Annotated in this window: 24 protein-coding genes and 3 tRNA genes; 13 read left to right on the top strand and 14 right to left on the bottom strand. The window is 63.3% G+C overall.

Translation table 11 applies throughout. The features are described from left to right. Positions 1-43 precede the first annotated feature (43 nt). The 9 genes from H0P51_RS04905 (at position 44) to H0P51_RS04865 (ending at position 9,091) form a co-directional block, all read left to right on the top strand. A complete protein-coding gene (locus tag H0P51_RS04905) occupies positions 44-565 on the top strand; it encodes a DinB family protein (protein ID WP_180918747.1) in 522 nt (173 codons plus the stop codon). A gap of 213 nt (positions 566-778) precedes the next feature. Further along, positions 779-2,125 carry an ABC1 kinase family protein gene (locus H0P51_RS04900; protein WP_180916899.1) on the top strand — a complete coding sequence of 449 codons (1,347 nt, stop codon included), beginning with the start codon at positions 779-781 and terminating at the stop codon, positions 2,123-2,125. Between the two features lie 3 nt (positions 2,126-2,128). Beyond that, complete coding sequence (locus H0P51_RS04895; protein ID WP_180916898.1) at positions 2,129-3,031, top strand: alpha/beta fold hydrolase; 903 nt, start codon at positions 2,129-2,131, stop codon at positions 3,029-3,031. A gap of 85 nt (positions 3,032-3,116) precedes the next feature. Further along, positions 3,117-3,977: a cyclopropane mycolic acid synthase family methyltransferase gene (locus H0P51_RS04890; protein ID WP_180916897.1), complete on the top strand. Its 861-nt coding sequence runs from the start codon at positions 3,117-3,119 to the stop codon at positions 3,975-3,977. Positions 3,978-4,128: 151 nt separating this feature from the next. After that, positions 4,129-4,992 (top strand): cyclopropane mycolic acid synthase MmaA2, encoded by an 864-nt coding sequence (gene mmaA2 / locus H0P51_RS04885; RefSeq protein WP_180916896.1) that lies wholly within the window; start codon positions 4,129-4,131, stop codon positions 4,990-4,992. A 143-nt stretch (positions 4,993-5,135) separates the two neighbouring features. Beyond that, on the top strand, positions 5,136-6,017 hold the full coding sequence (locus H0P51_RS04880; RefSeq protein ID WP_180916895.1) for a cyclopropane mycolic acid synthase family methyltransferase: 882 nt from the start codon (positions 5,136-5,138) through the stop codon (positions 6,015-6,017). Positions 6,018-6,163: 146 nt separating this feature from the next. Then, a complete protein-coding gene (gene mmaA4, locus H0P51_RS04875; RefSeq protein ID WP_180916894.1) occupies positions 6,164-7,060 on the top strand; it encodes a hydroxymycolate synthase MmaA4 in 897 nt (298 codons plus the stop codon). Between the two features lie 84 nt (positions 7,061-7,144). Continuing rightward, complete coding sequence (locus H0P51_RS04870) at positions 7,145-7,843, top strand: YciI family protein (protein WP_180916893.1); 699 nt, start codon at positions 7,145-7,147, stop codon at positions 7,841-7,843. A gap of 9 nt (positions 7,844-7,852) precedes the next feature. Continuing rightward, complete coding sequence (locus H0P51_RS04865; protein WP_180916892.1) at positions 7,853-9,091, top strand: RNA polymerase sigma factor; 1,239 nt, start codon at positions 7,853-7,855, stop codon at positions 9,089-9,091. 70 nt (positions 9,092-9,161) lie between these two features. On the opposite strand, the gene rplA is transcribed toward H0P51_RS04865, so the two are convergent. The 12 genes from rplA to H0P51_RS04805 all read right to left on the bottom strand — a co-directional run bounded on the left by rplA (position 9,162) and on the right by H0P51_RS04805 (position 14,276). After that, a complete protein-coding gene (gene rplA / locus H0P51_RS04860; RefSeq protein WP_180916891.1) occupies positions 9,162-9,872 on the bottom strand; it encodes a 50S ribosomal protein L1 in 711 nt (236 codons plus the stop codon). 76 nt (positions 9,873-9,948) lie between these two features. Then, a complete protein-coding gene (gene rplK, locus H0P51_RS04855) occupies positions 9,949-10,380 on the bottom strand; it encodes a 50S ribosomal protein L11 (protein ID WP_180916890.1) in 432 nt (143 codons plus the stop codon). Between the two features lie 42 nt (positions 10,381-10,422). Continuing rightward, positions 10,423-11,202: a transcription termination/antitermination protein NusG gene (gene nusG, locus H0P51_RS04850; protein WP_180916889.1), complete on the bottom strand. Its 780-nt coding sequence runs from the start codon at positions 11,200-11,202 to the stop codon at positions 10,423-10,425. 26 nt (positions 11,203-11,228) lie between these two features. Next, positions 11,229-11,741 carry a preprotein translocase subunit SecE gene (gene secE, locus H0P51_RS04845; protein WP_180916888.1) on the bottom strand — a complete coding sequence of 171 codons (513 nt, stop codon included), beginning with the start codon at positions 11,739-11,741 and terminating at the stop codon, positions 11,229-11,231. Positions 11,742-11,866: 125 nt separating this feature from the next. Then, positions 11,867-11,939: transfer RNA gene (locus H0P51_RS04840), tRNA-Trp, on the bottom strand. Between the two features lie 118 nt (positions 11,940-12,057). After that, on the bottom strand, positions 12,058-12,558 hold the full coding sequence (gene hadC, locus H0P51_RS04835) for a (3R)-hydroxyacyl-ACP dehydratase subunit HadC (RefSeq protein WP_180916887.1): 501 nt from the start codon (positions 12,556-12,558) through the stop codon (positions 12,058-12,060). A gap of 3 nt (positions 12,559-12,561) precedes the next feature. Further along, positions 12,562-12,990: a (3R)-hydroxyacyl-ACP dehydratase subunit HadB gene (hadB, locus tag H0P51_RS04830; RefSeq protein WP_180916886.1), complete on the bottom strand. Its 429-nt coding sequence runs from the start codon at positions 12,988-12,990 to the stop codon at positions 12,562-12,564. Then, positions 12,977-13,456 (bottom strand): (3R)-hydroxyacyl-ACP dehydratase subunit HadA, encoded by a 480-nt coding sequence (hadA, locus tag H0P51_RS04825; protein WP_180916885.1) that lies wholly within the window; start codon positions 13,454-13,456, stop codon positions 12,977-12,979. The genes hadB and hadA overlap by 14 nt, the downstream gene beginning before the upstream one ends. A gap of 61 nt (positions 13,457-13,517) precedes the next feature. Beyond that, positions 13,518-13,685 (bottom strand): 50S ribosomal protein L33, encoded by a 168-nt coding sequence (rpmG, locus tag H0P51_RS04820; RefSeq protein ID WP_036352522.1) that lies wholly within the window; start codon positions 13,683-13,685, stop codon positions 13,518-13,520. 56 nt (positions 13,686-13,741) lie between these two features. Further along, a tRNA-Met gene (locus H0P51_RS04815) sits at positions 13,742-13,815 on the bottom strand. 48 nt (positions 13,816-13,863) lie between these two features. Then, positions 13,864-13,936: transfer RNA gene (locus H0P51_RS04810), tRNA-Thr, on the bottom strand. A gap of 124 nt (positions 13,937-14,060) precedes the next feature. Beyond that, on the bottom strand, positions 14,061-14,276 hold the full coding sequence (locus H0P51_RS04805; RefSeq protein ID WP_180916884.1) for a type II toxin-antitoxin system VapB family antitoxin: 216 nt from the start codon (positions 14,274-14,276) through the stop codon (positions 14,061-14,063). A gap of 84 nt (positions 14,277-14,360) precedes the next feature. Between H0P51_RS04805 and H0P51_RS04800 the strand changes: the two genes are divergently transcribed. The 3 genes from H0P51_RS04800 (at position 14,361) to H0P51_RS04790 (ending at position 16,771) form a co-directional block, all read left to right on the top strand. Further along, complete coding sequence (locus H0P51_RS04800) at positions 14,361-15,077, top strand: MBL fold metallo-hydrolase (RefSeq protein WP_180916883.1); 717 nt, start codon at positions 14,361-14,363, stop codon at positions 15,075-15,077. Between the two features lie 115 nt (positions 15,078-15,192). Continuing rightward, entirely contained in the window at positions 15,193-16,026 is an 834-nt protein-coding gene (locus H0P51_RS04795) for a hypothetical protein (RefSeq protein WP_180916882.1), read from the top strand. A 49-nt stretch (positions 16,027-16,075) separates the two neighbouring features. Next, positions 16,076-16,771 (top strand): crotonase/enoyl-CoA hydratase family protein, encoded by a 696-nt coding sequence (locus H0P51_RS04790; protein ID WP_180916881.1) that lies wholly within the window; start codon positions 16,076-16,078, stop codon positions 16,769-16,771. Positions 16,772-16,781: 10 nt separating this feature from the next. Here H0P51_RS04790 and H0P51_RS04785 read toward each other — a convergent pair whose 3' ends face one another. Further along, positions 16,782-17,792, bottom strand: coding sequence for a patatin-like phospholipase family protein (locus H0P51_RS04785; protein WP_180916880.1), 1,011 nt, complete (start codon positions 17,790-17,792; stop codon positions 16,782-16,784). Between the two features lie 123 nt (positions 17,793-17,915). On the opposite strand from H0P51_RS04785, the gene H0P51_RS04780 reads away from it, so the two are divergent. Continuing rightward, complete coding sequence (locus H0P51_RS04780; RefSeq protein ID WP_180916879.1) at positions 17,916-18,692, top strand: SDR family NAD(P)-dependent oxidoreductase; 777 nt, start codon at positions 17,916-17,918, stop codon at positions 18,690-18,692. A gap of 27 nt (positions 18,693-18,719) precedes the next feature. Here the strand turns inward: H0P51_RS04780 and cynS are convergent, their stop codons facing one another. After that, on the bottom strand, positions 18,720-19,175 hold the full coding sequence (gene cynS / locus H0P51_RS04775; RefSeq protein ID WP_425488960.1) for a cyanase: 456 nt from the start codon (positions 19,173-19,175) through the stop codon (positions 18,720-18,722). Positions 19,176-19,194: the final 19 nt, after the last annotated feature.

Here is a 19,194-nt window from a genome sequence, read left to right as displayed (position 1 = left end):
GTTGCGCGACCACTCGCCCGATATTGGTGGCAGCCTAGATGGGGTGGTGGACCTCAAGACACAACTGGTTGAGCAACTCGACTGGCACTGGAGCGGACAGTTACGGCCCCGCCTGGATGGCCTGACCGACGACGAATATTTCTGGCAACCGGTACCGGACTGCTGGACCGTGCAGCCCGACGGTTCTATCGACTTCGCCTACCCGCCACCCGACCCTGCTCCGTTCACCACCATCGCGTGGCGGGCTGCCCACGTGATCGTCGGAGTATTCGCCATGCGGACGCACCACCACTTCGGCGGGCCGCCCGCTGACTACCAGAATTGGCCCTATGCCACCAGTGCCGCCACCGCGCTGCAGCAGCTCGACGAGACCTACGCGGGGTGGATCGCCGGGGTGCGATCGCTGTCCGGGGACGATCTGAACCGCCCGTGCGGGCCGGCCGAAGGCCCCTACGCCGAGTACGCGCTGAGCGAGCTGATCCTGCACATCAACCGGGAGGCGATCCACCATGGCGCCGAAATCGCCTGTCTGCGAGACCTTTATCTGCATATGGTCGATGCCTGACACATGCTCCAGTGACCGTGCCGGTGCCCGACGAGCGCGGCGCCCCGGTACAGCAAGTCAACCGCAGGCCGGGTTGGGAACCCCAACCCGGGATTGAGCCGACGAAACAGCCCGAGTACCGGGGCTCGGGATGCGTTCGCCCGCGGTGGCGCGGCGCGTGAGCGACATCACGCAAATTGGGAGTTGACTCGCCGAATTTGGCACACTGCTCAAATGAGTTCCACCAAACACCGCGATGTCGCCAGGCTCGACCGGGTGCCGTTGCCGGTCGAGGCGGCCCGGGTTGCCGTCACCGGTTGGCAGGTCACCCGCACCGCCGCGCGCGTGGTCACCAAGCTGCCGGGCAAGGGCCCCTGGCAGCAGAAAATCATCAAGGAGATCCCGCAGACCTTCGCCGATCTCGGCCCCACGTATGTGAAGTTCGGACAGATCATCGCGTCGAGCCCAGGGGCGTTCGGCGAATCGCTGTCGCGCGAATTCCGCACCCTGCTCGACCGGGTGCCGCCGGCCGACACAGACGAGGTGCACCGTTTGTTCGTCGAGGAACTCGGCGACCATCCCGCCAACCTGTTCGCGTCCTTCGACGAGGAGCCGTTCGCGTCGGCGTCGATCGCTCAGGTGCACTACGCGACCCTCAAGACCGGCGAGGAAGTCGTCGTCAAGATCCAGCGGCCGGGCATTCGCCGTCGGGTTGCCGCGGACCTGCAGATCCTGCAACGCTTCGCCCAGGCCGTCGAACTGGCCAAACTGGGCCGCCGGCTTTCGGCACAGGATGTAGTCGCCGACTTCGCCGACAACTTGGCCGAGGAGCTGGACTTCCGTCTGGAAGCACAGTCGATGGACGCCTGGGTCTCGCACCTGCATTCGTCACCGCTGGGCAAGAACATCCGGGTGCCGCAGGTGCACTGGAACTTCACCAGCGAACGAGTGCTGACGATGGAGCGGGTGCAGGGCATCCGCATCGACAATGTCGCCGAGATCCGCAAGGCGGGATTCGACGGCACCGAGCTGGTCAAAGCCCTGCTGTTCAGCGTGTTCGAGGGCGGGCTTCGGCACGGGCTGTTCCACGGCGACCTGCATGCGGGCAACCTTTACGTCGACGACGAAGGCCGCATCGTTTTTTTCGACTTCGGCATCATGGGCCGCATCGACCCGCGCACCCGCTGGTTGCTTCGCGAGCTGGTGTATGCGCTGCTGGTGAAGAAGGACCACGCCGCGGCCGGCAAGATCGTCGTGCTGATGGGCGCGGTCGGGACCATGAAGCCCGAGGCGCAGGCCGCCAAGGATCTAGAGAAGTTCGCCACCCCGCTGACCATGCAGTCGCTGGGCGATATGTCGTATGCCGACATCGGCCGCCAACTGTCGGCGCTGGCCGACGCCTACGACGTCAAGTTGCCGCGGGAGTTGGTGCTGATCGGCAAGCAGTTCCTCTACGTGGAGCGGTACATGAAGCTGCTGGCGCCGAAGTGGCAGATGATGTCTGACCCGCAGCTGACCGGCTACTTCGCCAACTTCATGGTTGAGGTCAGCCGCGAGCACCAATCCGACGTCGAGGTCTGAGCCATGGAGGTCCGTAGCGGCACCGCGGTCTCCGGTGATGTGAAACTGCACTACGAGGACATGGGTGACCAAGACGATCCGCCCGTGTTGCTGATCATGGGGCTGGGCGCCCAGATGCTGCTGTGGCGGAGCGGGTTCTGCGAGCGGCTGGTCGATCAGGGCCTACGGGTCATCCGCTTCGATAACCGGGACGTCGGGCTGTCGACCAAGACCGAGCGCTACGCCCCGCCACCGCTGGTGACACGGATGGCGCGGTCGTGGCTCGGCCTGCGAAGCCGGGCTGCATACACCCTGGAAGATATGGCCGAGGACGCTGCAGCCCTGCTCAGTCACCTCGACATCGAGCACGCGCACATCGTCGGTGCGTCGATGGGGGGCATGATCGCGCAGGTATTCGCGGCTAGATTCGCCCACCGCACGAAGTCGCTGGCGGTCATCTTCTCCAGCAACAACCATCGGTTCCTGCCGCCGCCGGCACCGCGTGCGCTGTTCTCACTCATCAAAGGGCCGCCGCCGAGTTCGCCACGCGAGGTGATCATCGACAACTCGGTGCGGGTCAGCAAGATCATCGGCAGCCCCGGCTACCCGACCCCAGAAGAGCAGGTGCGCGCAGAGGCCGCCGAGAGTTACGACCGCAACTTCCATCCTTGGGGCATCACGCAACAGTTCGGCGCCATCCTGGGTACCGGCAGTCTGCTGCACTACGACAGACGCATCATCGCGCCGACCGTGGTGATCCACGGCCGGGCCGACAAGCTGATGCGTCCGGCCGGTGGCCGCGCGGTTGCGCGTGCTATCAGTGGTGCCCGATTGGTGTTGATCGACGGTATGGGCCATGATCTGCCCAAGCAACTTTGGGATCGCGTCATCGATGAGTTGACAAGCAATTTCGCCGCGGCCGGTTAAGCCCTCAGCCGGCGGCTTAGGAAGAATGTGTTCGGGTAACACCGCATATGAAAGGTGCTGTCGTGTCTGCGGGAGGTGGCCGCAAATGGCCGAGTTGAGACCGTATTACGAAGAGTCACAAGCGACGTACGACATCTCCGATGACTTCTTCGCCTTGTTCCTAGACCCCAACATGGTCTACACGTGCGCGTATTTCGAACGTGACGATATGACGCTGGAAGAGGCGCAGATCGCGAAATTGGACCTGGCGCTGGACAAACTGAACCTTGAGCCGGGGATGACGTTGCTCGATGTCGGCTGCGGCTGGGGCGGCGCCGTCGTTCGCGCGGTGGAGAAGTATGACGTCAACGTCATCGGCATCACGCTGAGCCGCAACCACGCTGCACGCAGCCAGGCCAGACTCGCCCAAATCCCGACGAAGCGCCACACCGAGGCGCGTCTGCAGGGTTGGGAAGAGTTCGACGAGAAGGTCGACCGCATCGTCAGCTTCGAGGCCTTCGACGCGTTCAAGAAAGAAAGATGGCCGGCGTTCTTTGACCGCGCGTACGAAATCCTGCCCGACGATGGCCGGATGTTGCTGCACAGCATCTTTACGCATGAGCAGACGTACTGGCGCGACCACGGCATCACGGTCACCATGAGCGATCTGCGTTTCTTCCGATTCCTGGCTACCGAGATCTTCCCCGGCGGCGGGATGTGCGGCGAAGTCGACATCATCGACAACGCGAAGAACAGCGGTTTCTCGGTCGGTCAAATCCAATACCTGCAACCGCATTACGCGCGGACGTTGGACATGTGGGCGGCCAATCTGGAAGCCAACCGCGAGCGGGCCATCGAAATCCAGTCGCAAGAGGTTTACGACCGCTTTATGCGTTATCTGACCGGCTGTGCGGGCCTTTTCCGCAAGGGCCTGTCCAACGTCGCCCAGTACACCCTGACGAAGTAGCGCTCACCCCCTTTCACCTGGTAAGACGCTGCGATGGTTTAGCGATGCGGCGTCAGGTTCGATAAGATGCCTCGGGCATGTGCCGGGGGGTAACGCACAAATTGGACATGTGATCGTGGGGCCTTCTGGGGTTCCGGAAAGGCAATACATCATGGCTCAGAAGCTGAGGCCGCACTTCGACGACGTGCAAGCGCATTACGACCTCTCCGACGACTTCTTCCGGCTCTTCCTGGACCCGACCCAGACATACAGCTGCGCCTACTTCGAGCGCGACGACATGACCCTGGAGGAAGCCCAGATCGCCAAAATCGACCTGGCCCTGGGCAAGCTGGGGCTTCAGCCTGGAATGACGCTGCTCGATGTCGGCTGCGGCTGGGGCGCCACCATGCGCCGCGCGATCGAGAAGTACGACGTGAATGTCGTGGGCCTGACGCTATCGAAGAACCAGGCCACTCACGTCCAGAAGTCGTTCGACGAGCTGGACTCGCCGCGAACCAAGCGGGTGCTACTGGAAGGCTGGGAGCAGTTCGACGAGCCCGTCGACCGCATCGTGTCAATCGGCGCATTCGAGCACTTCGGCTTCGACCGCTACGACGACTTCTTCGCGCTGGCCGCCAGGGTCCTGCCCGATGACGGCGTGATGCTGCTGCACACCATCACCGCGTTGATTCCGGACCAGATGATCGAGCGGGGCATGCCGCTGACGTTCGAGATGGCCCGCTTCATCAAGTTCATCGTGACCGAGATCTTCCCCGGCGGCCGGCTGCCGTCGATCGAAAAGGTCGAGGAGCATTCGTCAAAGGCGGGCTTCAAGCTAACCCGCCGCCAATCGCTGCAACCGCACTACGCCCGGACCCTCGACCTCTGGGCCGAGGCGCTTGAGGCGCATCGGGACGAGGCCATCAAGGTGCAGTCCGAAGAGGTCTACGAGCGGTACATGAAGTACCTGACCGGTTGTGCCGATGCGTTCCGGGTGGGATACATCGACGTCAATCAATTCACGCTAGAAAAGTAAGGGACCGAAGTGACGTCTGCTCACTCACTCTGCAAAAATTCCGGCAACCGCGGCCGTCAGATGCGAAGGTTGCCCCCTCGCGCGTGTAGGGTGCCGGGGATGGCCACCTCGCGGGGGGATGGTCAGTCCCATCGGGAGGACGAATGTCTAACAACTTGACTCGCGCCCGGAGTAGACGAGAGAACAACGACGACGTCCAGGCGCACTACGACATATCCAACGAATTCTTCGAGCTGTTCACCGATCCAACCCGGACGTACAGCTGCGCCTATTTCCAGCGCGAGGACATGACGTTGGAGGAAGCCCAGATCGCCAAGCTGGATCTGGCGCTGGGCAAGCTGGGACTCGAGCCCGGGATGACCTTGCTCGATGTCGGCTGCGGGTGGGGTTCGACTATGAAGCGGGCCCTGGAGAAGTACGACGTCAACGTCATTGGGCTGACTCTCTCCAAGAATCAGCACGCCTACTGCGAGCAACTGCTCGACCAGGTCGATACCACCCGCACACATCAGGTGCTGCTGAGCGACTGGGCGGATTTCAACGGGCAGGTGGACCGGATCATCACCATTGAGGCGTTGGAGCACTTTGGTTTCCAGCGCTACGACGACTTCTTCAAGTTCGTCTACAACGCTCTGCCGGCAGACGGGGTGATGTTGCTGCACTCGATCACCGGCTTGACCGGCGGCCAGATTGTCGAGCGGGGCATGCCTGTCACGTTCGAGATGGCTCGGTTCATCAAGTTCATCGTCACCGACATCTTCCCTGGTGGCCGGCTGCCGTCGATCGAGAAAGTGCAAGAGCACGCGACCAAGGCCGGCTTCTCGGTGACCCATGTGGAGTCGCTGCAACTTCACTTTGCCCGGACGCTGGACCTGTGGGCCGAAGCCCTCGCCGCGAACCGGGAAGCGGCCATCGAGATCCAGTCCGAGGAAATCTATGACCGGTACATGAAGTATCTGACCGGCTCCGCCGAGTCGTTCCGGATCGGCTACATCGACTGCCACCACTTCACCCTGCAGAAGTAGACTTTCCGGTGTCACAGACGGGCACCCGACCGCAGCCCCGAGCCGGTCGGCTGCCCCGTTAGATCGGGTATGGTTGCACGTCAATGACGTGCGGCGTGTGCGCGCGGCGAGTCAATGCCACATCATCCAGGAGAACACCACCGCTAATGGCCGAGAAACCGAACGATGTCGTCACGAAGAAAACTCAGTTCGAAGACATCCAGGCGCACTACGACGTCTCCGACGAGTTCTTCGCCTTGTTTCAGGACCCGACGCGGACTTACAGTTGCGCCTATTTCGAGCCCCCGGATATCTCTCTGGAAGAAGCCCAGATCGCCAAGGTTGACCTGAACCTGGACCAACTGGACCTCAAGCCCGGTATGACGCTGCTGGACATTGGCTGCGGGTGGGGCACCACCATGAAGCGCGCCGTCGAGAAGTACGACGTCAACGTCATCGGCCTGACGCTGTCCAAGAACCAGCACGCCCGCAGTCAGCAGATCCTGGACGCGATCGACACCGACCGGTCACGCCGGGTGCTGCTGCACGGCTGGGAAGACTTCAACGAACCCGTCGACCGAATCGTGTCGATCGAGGCGTTCGAACATTTCGGGCACGAAAACTACGACGATTTCTTCAAGCGCTGCTTCGACATCATGCCCGACGACGGCCGGATGACGATCCAGAGCAGCGTCAGTTACCACCCCTACAACATGCACGCGCGCGGCAAGAAGCTGACCTTCGAGACCGTCCGCTTCATCAAATTCATCATCACCGAGATATTTCCGGGTGGCCGCCTGCCGACCACCGAGATGATGGTCGAGCATGGCGAGAAGGCTGGTTTTGTTGTCCCCGAACCTGTCTCGCTGCGTTCGCACTACATCAAGACGCTGCACATTTGGGGCAACACGCTGGAGTCCAACCGAGAAGAAGCTATCAAGGTGACCTCGCAAGAGGTCTACGACCGGTACATGAAGTACCTGCGCGGTTGTGAGCACTACTTCGACGACGAAATGCTTGATTGCAGCCTGGTCACCTACCTCAAGCCCGGCGCTGCCGCTTAGCGGCTGTCGGATCAGGCGGGTACCGTTCGTCGGACAGGTAGAGAGTGAAACACCAGGGTTTCGCTCACTGCCGGAGGTAACGACATGCAGTATTTGGCCTTACTGATCAGCAAGGAGCAGGACCGCCAGCCCGACGACGGCGCGGCCGCGATGGCAGCGTTCCAGAATTTTCACGCTAAGGCGGGTCCGGCGATCCGGGCCGGTGACGCGCTGGCACCGACGGCGGCCGGGGTGCGGATCACCGGCGGACAGGATGCGCCGATCACCACCGACGGTCCGTTCGCCGAGTCCGCCGAGGTCGCCTGCGGTTACTACCTATTCGAGGTGGAGAACCTCGACGACGCCCTGGCGCTGGCGCGCGAGATCCCGGTTGCCGAATTCGGGGCGGTGGAATTGTGGCCGGTGGTCCACTCACTCAACCTGTCGCGTGAGGTCTCCGGTGCCGACTGGCTTGCGCTGCTGCTGGAGCCGCCCGCGTCCGCGCACACGCCAGGCACTCCGGAGTGGAACGCGGTGGCGGCCCAACACCAAGACTTCGCGGCCGCCGCCGGCGACCATGTGATCGGTGGCACCGCGCTGCACGACCGGTCCACCGCGACGACCGTGCGGGTCCGTAACGGCGAAACCCTGATCACCGACGGGCCTTTCGCCGAGGGCGCGGAAATCGCCACCGGGATGTACCTCTTGTGCGCCGGCGATCGAGACGAGGCCGTGAAGGTGGCGTCGATGATCCCGGCGTCCGCGGTGGAGTTGCGCCGCCTGGCCGGCATCTCGGGACTGTAACCGAGCCGCGTGACCGGCCTGGACGGTGTCTTCCGGCGGGAGTGGGGACCCGCTGTCGCCGCGCTCGCGCGGTGGTCCGGCGACCTCACCCTCGCCGAGGACGCCGTCCAGGAGGCGTGCGCCGAGGCGCTTCGGGCTTGGCCGCGCGACGGGATTCCGGATAGTCCCGGCGCCTGGCTGGTGACGGTGGCGCGCAACCGCGCCCGAGATCGGCTGCGTCGTGAATCACTCCGTCCCGGAAAGGAATTGGCGGCCGTGGTGGACGACATCCGGGCGCGCACCGAGGACAGGGATCCGCAGCCGGTGCGGGATGACGAGCTGCGGATGATGTTCACCTGCGCGCATCCGGCACTGGACCGCCAGTCGCAGCTGGCGCTCACGCTGCGACTGGTGTCGGGATTGACCGTCGCGGAGATCGCGCGCGCACTGCTGCAGTCCGAGAGTGCCGTCGGTCAGCGGATCACGCGGGCCAAGAACAAGGTTCGGCACGCCAACATCCCGCTGCGGGTGCCGCCGGCGGAGCTGCTGCCCGAACGCACTCCGCATGTGCTGGGCTGCATCTACTCGGTGTTCACCGAGGGATACTGGTCGACGGCCGGCCCGTCGGCGATTCGTGACGAGCTGTGCGACGAGGGAGTACGGCTCGGTGAGGAGCTGTGTGCGCTGATGCCACAGGAGCCGGAGTGCCATGCACTGGCGGCCCTTATGCTGCTGCACGATTCACGCCGGACGACACGCGTGGACGGCTCCGGGGGCCTGGTCCCGCTCGAGGAGCAGGACCGTCGGCGCTGGGATCGCAGTCGCATCGCCCGCGGCGTGCAGCGGTTGCGACGAGCCGCGGGATCGACCGGTCCGTATTTGCCGCAAGCGGTGATCGCGGCGGCCCACGCCACTGCGGCGTCGTGGGAACAGACCGACTGGCGGACTATCTGCGCGGCCTATGACCGGTTGCGCGGACTCACCGATTCGCCAGTAGTGGCGGTCAACCGGGCCCTGGCGGTCGGGTTCCGCGACGGCCCAGACGCCGGGCTGGCTGTCTTGGCGGAGGTAGCCGATGATCCGCGGCTGGCCCGGTCCAATCTGGTGGCACCGGTGCGGGCCGATCTGCTACGGCGCGCCGGCCGTTTCAGTGAGGCCGTCGAGTGGTATCGAATTGCCTTGGCGTCCAACGGTTCCGAGCCGAGCCGCGACTTTTTGAGGCGTCGCGTCGTCGAATGCGGCGGCCCGCACCCTCTGCGGCGGCCGTGAAGATGACGACGGAACACGCCGATTCTTCGTCGGACGAGTCACTCTCGCCGCGCGGAATCGGCGTCGCTCGCTAACTCTCCGCGCTGAAGTTGCGGGTGATCGACGGGTCGACCGGGATGCCCGGACCCGTGGTCGTCGACACCGTCACCTTCTTGAGGTAACGCCCCTTGGACGACGACGGCTTGTGCCGCAGCACCTCGTCGAGTGCGGCACCGTAGTTCTCCGCCAGAGCCTTCTCGTCGAATGACGCCTTACCGATGACGAAGTGCAGATTCGCCTGCTTGTCGACGCGGAAGTTGATCTTGCCGCCCTTGATGTCGGCGACGGCCTTGGCGACGTCGGGGGTGACAGTGCCGGTCTTCGGGTTGGGCATCAGGCCCCGGGGACCCAGCACCCGGGCGATCCGACCGACCTTGGCCATCTGGTCCGGAGTGGCGATCGCGGCGTCGAAGTCCAGGAAACCACCCTGGATCTTCTCGATCAGATCGTCACTGCCAACGATGTCCGCGCCCGCGGCCTGCGCCTGTTCGGCCTTCTCGCCCACCGCGAACACCGCGACACGCGCGGTCTTGCCGGTACCGTGCGGCAGGTTCACCGTGCCGCGAACCATCTGGTCGGCCTTACGCGGGTCGACGCCGAGGCGAATCGCCACCTCGACGGTCGCATCCTGTTTGGTCGAGGAGGTCTCCTTGGCGAGCTTGGCCGCCTGCAACGGGGTGTAAAGGGTGTTGCGGTCCACCTTCTCGGCGGCGGCGCGGTATGCCTTGCTGGTCTTGCTCATTTTGATGTCCAATCTGTGTTGGGTTCGTGGTTAGCGGGCCGAAGCTGGCCCTCCCACGCTTTCCTTGTTGCGGGTACTACTCGACGGTGATGCCCATCGACCGGGCGGTGCCGGCGATGATCTTTGCCGCAGCGTCGATGTCGTTGGCGTTGAGGTCGGTCTTCTTAGTCTCGGCGATCTCACGCACCTGGTCCCAGGTGACCTTGGCGACTTTGGTCTTGTGCGGCTCCGCCGAACCCTTGCCCACGCCGGCAGCCTTGAGTAGCAGCTTGGCGGCGGGCGGGGTCTTCAACGCGAAGGTGAAGCTGCGGTCCTCGTAGACCGTGATCTCCACCGGGATGACATTGCCGCGCTGAGCTTCTGTTGCGGCGTTGTACGCCTTGCAGAACTCCATGATGTTGACGCCGTGCTGGCCGAGTGCGGGGCCAACGGGCGGTGCAGGGTTGGCCTGACCTGCCACGATCTGTAGCTTGATCAGCCCGACGACTTTCTTCTTCTTCGGGGCCATGAGTTGTCCTACGTTCCTTCCGTGATTTGTGTGCCCAATGGGCTAGATCTTGGAGACCTGGCCGAAGGTCAGTTCCACCGGTGTTTCGCGGCCGAAGATGGAGACCAGCACCTTGAGCTTCTGCTGCTCGGCGTTGACCTCGTTGATCGTGGCCGGCAACGTGGCGAACGGGCCGTCCATGACCGTCACCGACTCGCCCACCTCGTAGTCGACCTCGACAACCGGGCGTTCCAGCCCACCCGTCTCGGCCGCGGCCGCGGTGCTCGCCGCGCCCTTGGCAACCTTCTTGGCCGACCCGGGCGGCAGCAGGAACTTCACCACGTCATCGAGCGCCAGCGCCGACGGCCGGGAGGTGGCGCCGACGAACCCGGTCACTCCGGGCGTGTTACGCACAGCTGCCCACGAATCGTCGGTCAAGTCCATCCGCACCAGGATGTAGCCGGGCAGCACCTTGCGATTGACCTGTTTGCGCTGGCCATTCTTGATTTCGGTGACCTCTTCGGTGGGCACCTCCACCTGGAAGATGTAGTCGCCGACGTCGAGGTTCTGCACACGGGTCTCAAGGTTGGCTTTTACCTTGTTCTCGTATCCCGCGTAGGAGTGAATGACGTACCAGTCGCCGGGCTTGGCGCGTAGCTCCGCCTTGAGCGCGGTGGCCGGGTCGACATCTTCAGCCGGGGCAGCACCTGCGTCTTCAGCTGGGGCGGCACCTGCGTCTTCAGCCGGAGCGGCACCTGCATCTTCAGCCGGGGCGCCTGCGTCCTGGGCATCCTGCAAGTCGACCGCCTCACCCGCGGACGTGTCACCGTCGAACGTAGTCACGGTTCTCAGTCCTCTCTATCTCTGTCTCAGCCGAACACCAGCAGCACTAGCTTGCTCAGACCCAGGTCGGCGCCGCCTACCAGCGCAACCATGAAGGCCAGGAACACCAGCACCACCGACGTGTAGGTGAGCATCTGCTTGCGGTTGGGCCAAATCACCTTGCGCATCTCGGCTACAACCTGCTTGAGGTAGTTGTAGACGAAGACGAAAGGGTTGACCGTGCTCGACGAACCGGCTTTCTTGGACTTCTTGTCCTTGACGGCCGCCTTGGCTTTGGCCGACGACTTGGCAGCGCCCTTCTTGTCTTTCTTGGCGCCCTTCGTCGCGGAGACCTTGCCGGGCTTGGAGTCGTCGGCCGACGTTTCCTCGTCTGACGTCGACGCGTCGTCGTCGACCTCCACACGCTGCCGTGACCGTTTACCGGTCGGACGTTGCGGTCGGGTCACCGCCTTGGTCACCACGGCCGTCCGACCGCCGTTGTCCTCGGTCTCACCGCTGTTGCTTGCGGCGTCGTCGGCAACGTCGCCTTCGTCGCTCACCGCATGCTCCTTCGTTCGCTAGCTATTTCGCGCTCCGTGCCACTTTCGTGGGCCACATCTTCCAGTGTCCACCATGGCACGGCACAACCATGGCCCGGCTCCACCTCAGGCCCTACGGCCTTCAGCAGGGGCGACAGGACTTGAACCTGCAACCTGCGGTTTTGGAGACCGCTGCTCTGCCAGTTGAGCTACGCCCCTTCGGCGGGCTTACATGACTCGCGCGCTCCCCGTGCGGTGATGCGAACCGACGGACAGCGCGCTGGTAATGGGAAAACCCGAGGTCCGAGTGTACATCGACGCAGGACCCAGATACTAATTACGCAGTCCTGACGATCTGCCCGCTTTCCTTGTCCCATCTGAGCTGGATCGAATTGTCCCCTTCGTGGCCCATCAAGGTGGTGAAGGCCTCCAAAACCAGCTCGCCGTCCTGGTTGTGACAGAAGTTCTTCGTGACGACGATGTCGGCGCCGAAACGCTCGTCGACGGATTCGATACGGAGGCTGCCGTACAGCTTGTCGCCGACCCTGATCTGCTTGTGATAGACGAATTTCTGGTCGACCTGCACGATCTGCATAGTCTCGAAGCCCACGTCGACGTTGCGGAAGAAATCGTCCTGGATCAACTTCGCCAAGATCGACACAAACGTCAGCGGGGCCAGAATGGCGTCGTAGCCGGCTTCAGCGGCCGCGGTTTCGTCGTAGTAGGCCCCATGGTCACACTTGATGGCGCGGGAGAATTGCCGAACCTGCTCGCGCCCCACCTCGAAATAGTCCGGGTACTTCCAGGTCATTCCACGGATGTCGGTTTTGAGTGCCATCCGCTACGCCAGCTTCGCCGAGGCGATGGCCCGGCCGAAGATCTTCTTGCCGCCGGTGGTAGCCGTCAGCGCGATTGTCACGGACTTGCTCTCCGGGTCCACGGACTTCACCCGGCCGCTGAACACCAGCTCGGCGCCCTTGCCGTCGTTTGGCACCGGGACGATCGCGGTGAAGCGCACGTTGTACTCGGTCACCGCGCCGGGATCGCCGACCCACGAGGTGACATAACCGCCCCCGATTCCCATGGTCAGCATGCCGTGGGCGATCGCGGTGTCCAGCCCAACCATCTTGGCGATCTCGTCGTCCCAGTGGATCGGGTTGAGGTCACCCGAGACACCGGCGTAATTGACCAGGTCCTGACGCGTCAGCGGGTAGACCCGCTCCGGGAGTTGGTCACCGACCTTGACCGAACTGAACTCACGCAGAGGCATGTGAGAATCCTTCTTCCCCGTCTTCGGTGGCACGGCCCGCCAGGGTCGTGTATGTCTCCTGCACGATCTCACCAGCATCATTGGTGACGATGTTCTTGGTGACGATGATTTGGGTGCCGTGCGCCTCGCGCACCGAGTCGACGTAGACATCGCAGTACAGCTTGTCGCCGGCAACGATCGGCTTCACGAACTTGAGTACCTGATCGATCTGAACGATCCGCTCGTCCGAGATCGCGATTTTGGCGTGGTCAAAGAACGCCGTCTGCGCCTTGTAACCGAATACGCAGATGAACGTCAGCGGAGCCGCCAGCCCCTTGTAACCGAGTTCAGCCGCCGCGTCCTCACCGAAGAAAGCGGGCTCGTCGTTTTGGACAGCGGTGGCGTATTCACGAATCTTCTCCCGCTCCACCACATAGTGGTCGGGATACCGATAATGCATCCCGACGATGTCTTTGGACAACGCCACAGTTCTCGAACCTACCTAAGTATTTCCCGGGGCCAATCTGAAACCGACTGCTCGGTGGCAGCTATCGAGTTTCGCGGTGTCCCTGGTGCTTGCCGCAATTCGGGCAGAACTTCTTGAGTTCCAGCCGGTCGGGGTCGTTGCGGCGGTTCTTCTTTGTGATGTAGTTACGGTGCTTGCACACCTCGCACGCCAGAGTGATCTTTGGGCGGACGTCGGTACTGGAAGCCATGACTCAATCTCTCTCGCGTCTGTCGTTCAAAACTGTCGAAAACCAATGTTGCCTTGTAGCGATGGCCGGACTCGAACCGGCGACCTAACGATTATGAGTCGTTCGCTCTAACCAACTGAGCTACACCGCCTCAGCGCCAACCCGAGGGTCGGGGCCGTCGCCTGCTCGGCGTCCGCCGAGCCCCCTAACGGAATCGAACCGTTGACCTTTTCCTTACCATGGAAACGCTCTACCGACTGAGCTAAGGGGGCCGTTCGCCCGTAGCGACCAGTCCGGTCCCGGGCCTAAAAGAGGGTACAGCCTGGCGCGCAACGTCTCCAAACCACGGGTCGGTTGTGTCGTGGTCGTCGGCTCGCAAACAGCGAGGGGATGTGGCTAACCGGTGTCGTGGTGTGGTTGCAGGCGCCAGGCGCTGAGGTCGCTGAACTCGTCGTACTCGTCGTCCTTCGGCTCGTGCTCGGGCTGGTCGGTCTCGTCGAGCAGAGCTTTGAGCGCCAGAAAAACGGCTTCGCGCGCATCAGCCAGGTGGTACTTGCCTATGACCTGTTGAAGCAAAGAGTCTTCAACCAAAATTTCGACCCTTTTCAGCATTATTCGATTTTACGAGCCGAAGCAAGGTCTTGCCTGGTCGAAGGCCGGATTGGTCGGCTGCTGGGCAGCCCATACTCTGATGGGATGCCAGACTCGGATCGACTGTATTTCCGTCAGCTGCTTTCCGGCCGCGATTTCGCCGCCGCCGACCCGATCGCGGCGCAGATGCGCAACTTCGCTTATCTGATCGGTGACCGGCAGTCGGGTGACTGCGTGGTCGTCGATCCGGCGTACGCCGCCGGCGATCTCATTGACGCGCTGGAAGCAGACGGAATGCACCTGTCGGGAGTGCTGGTCACCCATCACCACCCGGACCATGTCGGCGGATCGATGATGGGGTTCGAGCTAAAGGGCTTGACCGAGCTACTCGACCGGGTAAGCGTGCCGGTGCACGTCAATACCCACGAGGCGCTGTGGGTGTCTCGGATCACCGGAATCCCGATGACCGACCTGACCACGCACGAGCACCGGGACAAGCTCAGCATCGGAGACATCCCGATCGAACTGTTGCACACCCCCGGGCACACGCCGGGCAGCCAGTGCTTCCTGCTCGACGGGCGACTAGTGGCCGGCGACACGCTGTTCCTGGAAGGGTGTGGGCGCACCGACTTCCCCGGCGGCGACTCCGACGAAATGTTTCGCAGCCTGCAGCAATTGGCTTCGCTGCCGGGCGACCCGACGGTGTATCCGGGGCACTGGTACGCGCCCGAGCCCCACGCGGCGCTGTCGGAGGTCAAGCGCACCAACTACGTGTACCGGCCCGCCAACCTCGACCAGTGGCGAATGATGATGGGCGGCTGATGGTCTCGGCGAACACGGGTCGTGTTTCTGGGCACTGTCGATAGGCCTGTCAGCAATCCACAGCTCGTCCCTCTACGATCATCACAGCTATATTCCCGAGCGGAGGGCAGATTCCATGGGTTGGATCCAAGGAAGCTTGCAGGGGATCACGGACGCCGAGTCCAACACCTGGTTGGCCTGGGCCGCTTGGGCGGCCCTGGCGCTGGGGGTCGTCGCGCTGATCTTTACCTACCGCCAGCTGCAGCGGAACCGTGCGTTGACGTCGGAGCAGACGCGGCCTTACGTCGCCATGCTGATGGAACCGCACGTAGCAGACTGGCATGTCATCGAGCTGGTGGTGCGGAACTTCGGTCGCACCGCGGCCTACGACATCCGGTTCAACTTTCCCAACCCCCCGACCGTCGCCGAGTACGAAAACGCCTCCGACGGGTACGCCGACGTCGTCGAACTGCAGTTGCCGCGGGAGTTGCCGATGCTGGCGCCCGGCCAGGAATGGCGAATGGTGTGGGACTCGGCGCTCGACCGTGCCGAGATCGGCCACGGGGTCGAGTCGCGCTTCGAGGGCACAGTGAGCTACTACGACCGGCCGCAGCGACCGCGGGGCTGGAAATTCTGGCAGCGCGCGCGCCAGCCCCTGGAGACCAAGGTGGTGCTGGACTGGGATGCGCTGCCACCCGTGCAGCGCATCGAACTGATGACGACGCACGATCTGGCCAAGCGCGAGAAGCAGAAGCTGGAACTGCTGCGCAGCGTCCTGACTTACTTTCACTACGCGAGTAAGGAAACGCGTCCCGAGGTGTTCCGCGGCGAGATCGACCGCATCAACCGGGCGGTACAGGAAACCCAGGACAGGTGGCGCACCCGGCAGCTGGACGAGCCAACGGACGTGAGCCTGCGCTGGGGTGACGCCGAGAACGAACTGGGTAAGCATCGCAGCCAACGCGTGTAGGCGCGGCGGATACGTCTCGATCGAACGTCTGTAGCGAAGGAGAATCTGAATGAGCGGTCCGGTCGTCTACACCCACGACGACGCCATCGGGGTCATCCGGATGGACGACGGCAAGGTCAATGCACTGGGCCCGACTATGCAGCAGGCCCTCAACGAAGCGCTCGACCAAGCCGACCGCGACGATGTCCGCGCGTTGGTGATCACCGGGAACGAACGGGTGTTCAGTGGTGGATTCGACTTGAAGATCCTGACGTCTGGGGAGCTGCAGCCCGCGATCGACATGCTGCGTGGCGGCTTCGAGTTGTCCTACCGGCTGTTGTCCTACCCCAAGCCGGTGGTGATGGCCTGCACGGGTCCGGCCATCGCGATGGGAGCGTTCCTGCTGTGTTCGGGCGACCACCGAATCGCTGCCCATGCGTACAACATCCAGGCCAACGAGGTCGCAATCGGCATGGTGATCCCTTGGGCCGCACTGGAAGTCATGAAGCTGCGGTTGACTCCGTCGGCCTACCAGCAGGCGACCGGCCTGGCGAAGACGTTCTTCGGCGAGACGGCGTTGGCCGCGGGCTTCATCGACGAGATAGCGCTGCCCGATATGGTGGTCGCCCGCGCCGAGGAGGCGGCGCACGAATTTGCTCACCTCAAGCAGTCCGCGCATGCCGCGACAAAGCTGCGGGCCCGGGCGGACGCTCTCAAGGCGATCCGCGCCGGCCTCGACGGCGTCGAGAAAGAGTTCGGCCAGTAACTCCCGACGGCTACTGGTACTGCCGGTAGTGCTCGAGATACTCGACCCAGTTCCAGGTCGACAAGAACGCCTTGGCCGCCGCGTAACCCTTGTCGTACAGGGCTTCGGCTTCTTTTCGGCTGATGCCGAAATCAAGGAAATTGACCGCCGTCGAGTCGACCCTGATGGCGCGGGCACTGACCCACGGCTGGTTGAGGTAGGTCTGGTCGTGACCGACGAACATGGTCGTGATCAATTGCTCGAGCAAGACCGAGGGCGGACCCAGGAGACGTAGCGCGCCCACACCCGGGATCAACTGGTCGTTGCCTTCGGGCAGGTTCGGCACCACGGTGATGCCAAAGGTGGGCCAGCGTGGGGGCTTGAAGTCGAGTCGGTCGAATGAGTCGATCGGAAAGTTCGACAGCACGCCGCCGTCCACCAGTGTCGACGTCTGGCCAGTGGAGCTGGTCAGGATGGTCGGGCGGAAGTAGAACGGGATCGACATCGAGGAGCGCACCGCGTCGGCGACAACCTGCTCGTCGGGATCCAGTCCGTAGAGCCGTCGATAGTCCCACGGCAGCCGCACAAGTTGACCAGTGGTGATGTCGGTGACGGTGACCGCCAGCCGGTAGCGGCGCTCGGGGGTGATCTGCCGATCGGTCAGGGCCAGATCGCCGAAGGTAGTCACGCCCAGGTTCTTCAGTTCACTGCGGATCCATTGATGGGCGAAATCGCCTCGATACAAACCGTTGTCGCGCAACAACCCCCATGCCGAGCCGACCAACGGCAGATGACCGACGGGTCCGCTGTCACGGAATTTGTCGTAGGGCAGGGTGAGCGCAATCTCCTTGATTTGATCGGTGGTCAGCTGGTCGCCGTTGGACGCCGCGGCCAGGATTGAGCCGACCAAGGATCCGGCGGAGACACCGGAGACCCGCTTGATCGCATATCCGGCATCCAGGATGGCGACGACGGCACCGACCAGACCGACGCCCTTGACGCCGCCGCCGGAGAGCACCAGGTCGACGGGTTTGCGGCGCACGGGTTTGGAATTCCGCGATTTTGTACCAGCGATACTGATGAGACTAGCCACGGATCGCGGCCCGGTCACAGTCCGGGCAGATCCTTTGTCGGTCGCCGATTTGCCAATCGTTAGTGTGGCCTCGTGGATATCAACGGAATCAGTGCAATCGTCACCGGTGGGGCATCAGGAATCGGTGCGGCCACCGCACGGCAACTGGCCGCCAGGGGCGCCCGGGTCGTCGTCGCCGATCTGCAGGAGGATCGCGGCAAGGAACTCGCTCACGAGATCGGCGGTGCCTTCGTCACCGTCGACGTCACCAAGACGGAGCAGATCGAGGATGCCGTGAACACCGCGGTCGACCTCGGTCCGTTGCGCGCACTGGTCAATTCCGCCGGTGTTGGCTGGGCGCAGCGCACCATCGGCAAGGACGGCGAATTCGCCTCGGCGCACAACCTGGACGCGTACAAGAAGGTGCTGGCGATCAACCTGGTCGGTACGTTCGACTGCATCCGCCTGGCGGCGACGGCCATGAGCCGACTGGAACCCAGCCCGACCGGTGAGCGCGGGGCAATCGTGAACATGACTAGTGTCGCCGCCTTCGACGGCCAGATCGGCCAGGCCGCGTACTCGTCGTCCAAGGGCGGCGTGGTCGGACTGACACTGCCGGTGGCCCGCGACCTGGCTGCGGTGGGTATCCGGGTCAATACGGTGGCTCCCGGCCTCATCGACACCCCGATTTACGGGGAAGGCGAAGCTTCGGAGGCGTTCAAGGCCAAGCTGGGTGAATCGGTGCTGTTTCCGCACCGGTTGGGCGCACCCGACGAACTCGCCTCTATGGTTCTCGAGCTGCTCAGCAACTCCTACATGAACGCCGAGGTTGTCCGCGTGGACGGCGGAATCCGGATGCCTCCCAAGTAGTCTCGCGGCTTGCGCCTTCGCTGAAATCTAATCGTGGGCCGAAGTCCATTGGTAGGGAAGGAATTTGCCGTCGAAGGTGACCACGACGCGGTCGCCGGAAGGGTGCGGCTTCTTCTGCAGGTCGATGCTGAAGTTGATGGCGCTCATGATGCCGTCGCCGAACTGCTCGTGGATGACTTCTTTGAGTGCGCCACCGTAGACCTGCAGCGCCTCGTAGAAGCGGTAGATGGTGGGGTCGGTGGGCACCGGTGTCGGCAGTCCGCCCCGCATCGGGGTTGCCGCCAATATCGGCACGGTCGATTTGTCCAGACCGAGCATCTCGACCAGGATCTTGCCCAGTTCGGGGGGTATTGAGTGTTGACCCAGCAGCGCCGACGTCGTCCATAGCAGCGGCCGGTCGACGGCGTCGGCCAGCTGCTGCCAGCTCAGGCCGTTGGTCAGCCGCGCCACGACGATCTGTTCGGTGATTTCGTGTCTGTTCACGCGTACCAGGATGCCCGGC

Origin of the sequence: Mycobacterium vicinigordonae, assembly GCF_013466425.1 — a bacterium.
In the GTDB taxonomy this organism is placed as follows: domain Bacteria; phylum Actinomycetota; class Actinomycetes; order Mycobacteriales; family Mycobacteriaceae; genus Mycobacterium; species Mycobacterium vicinigordonae.
Note: the sequence above shows the minus strand (reverse complement) of the source record. Positions and strands in the feature narration are given on the sequence as shown.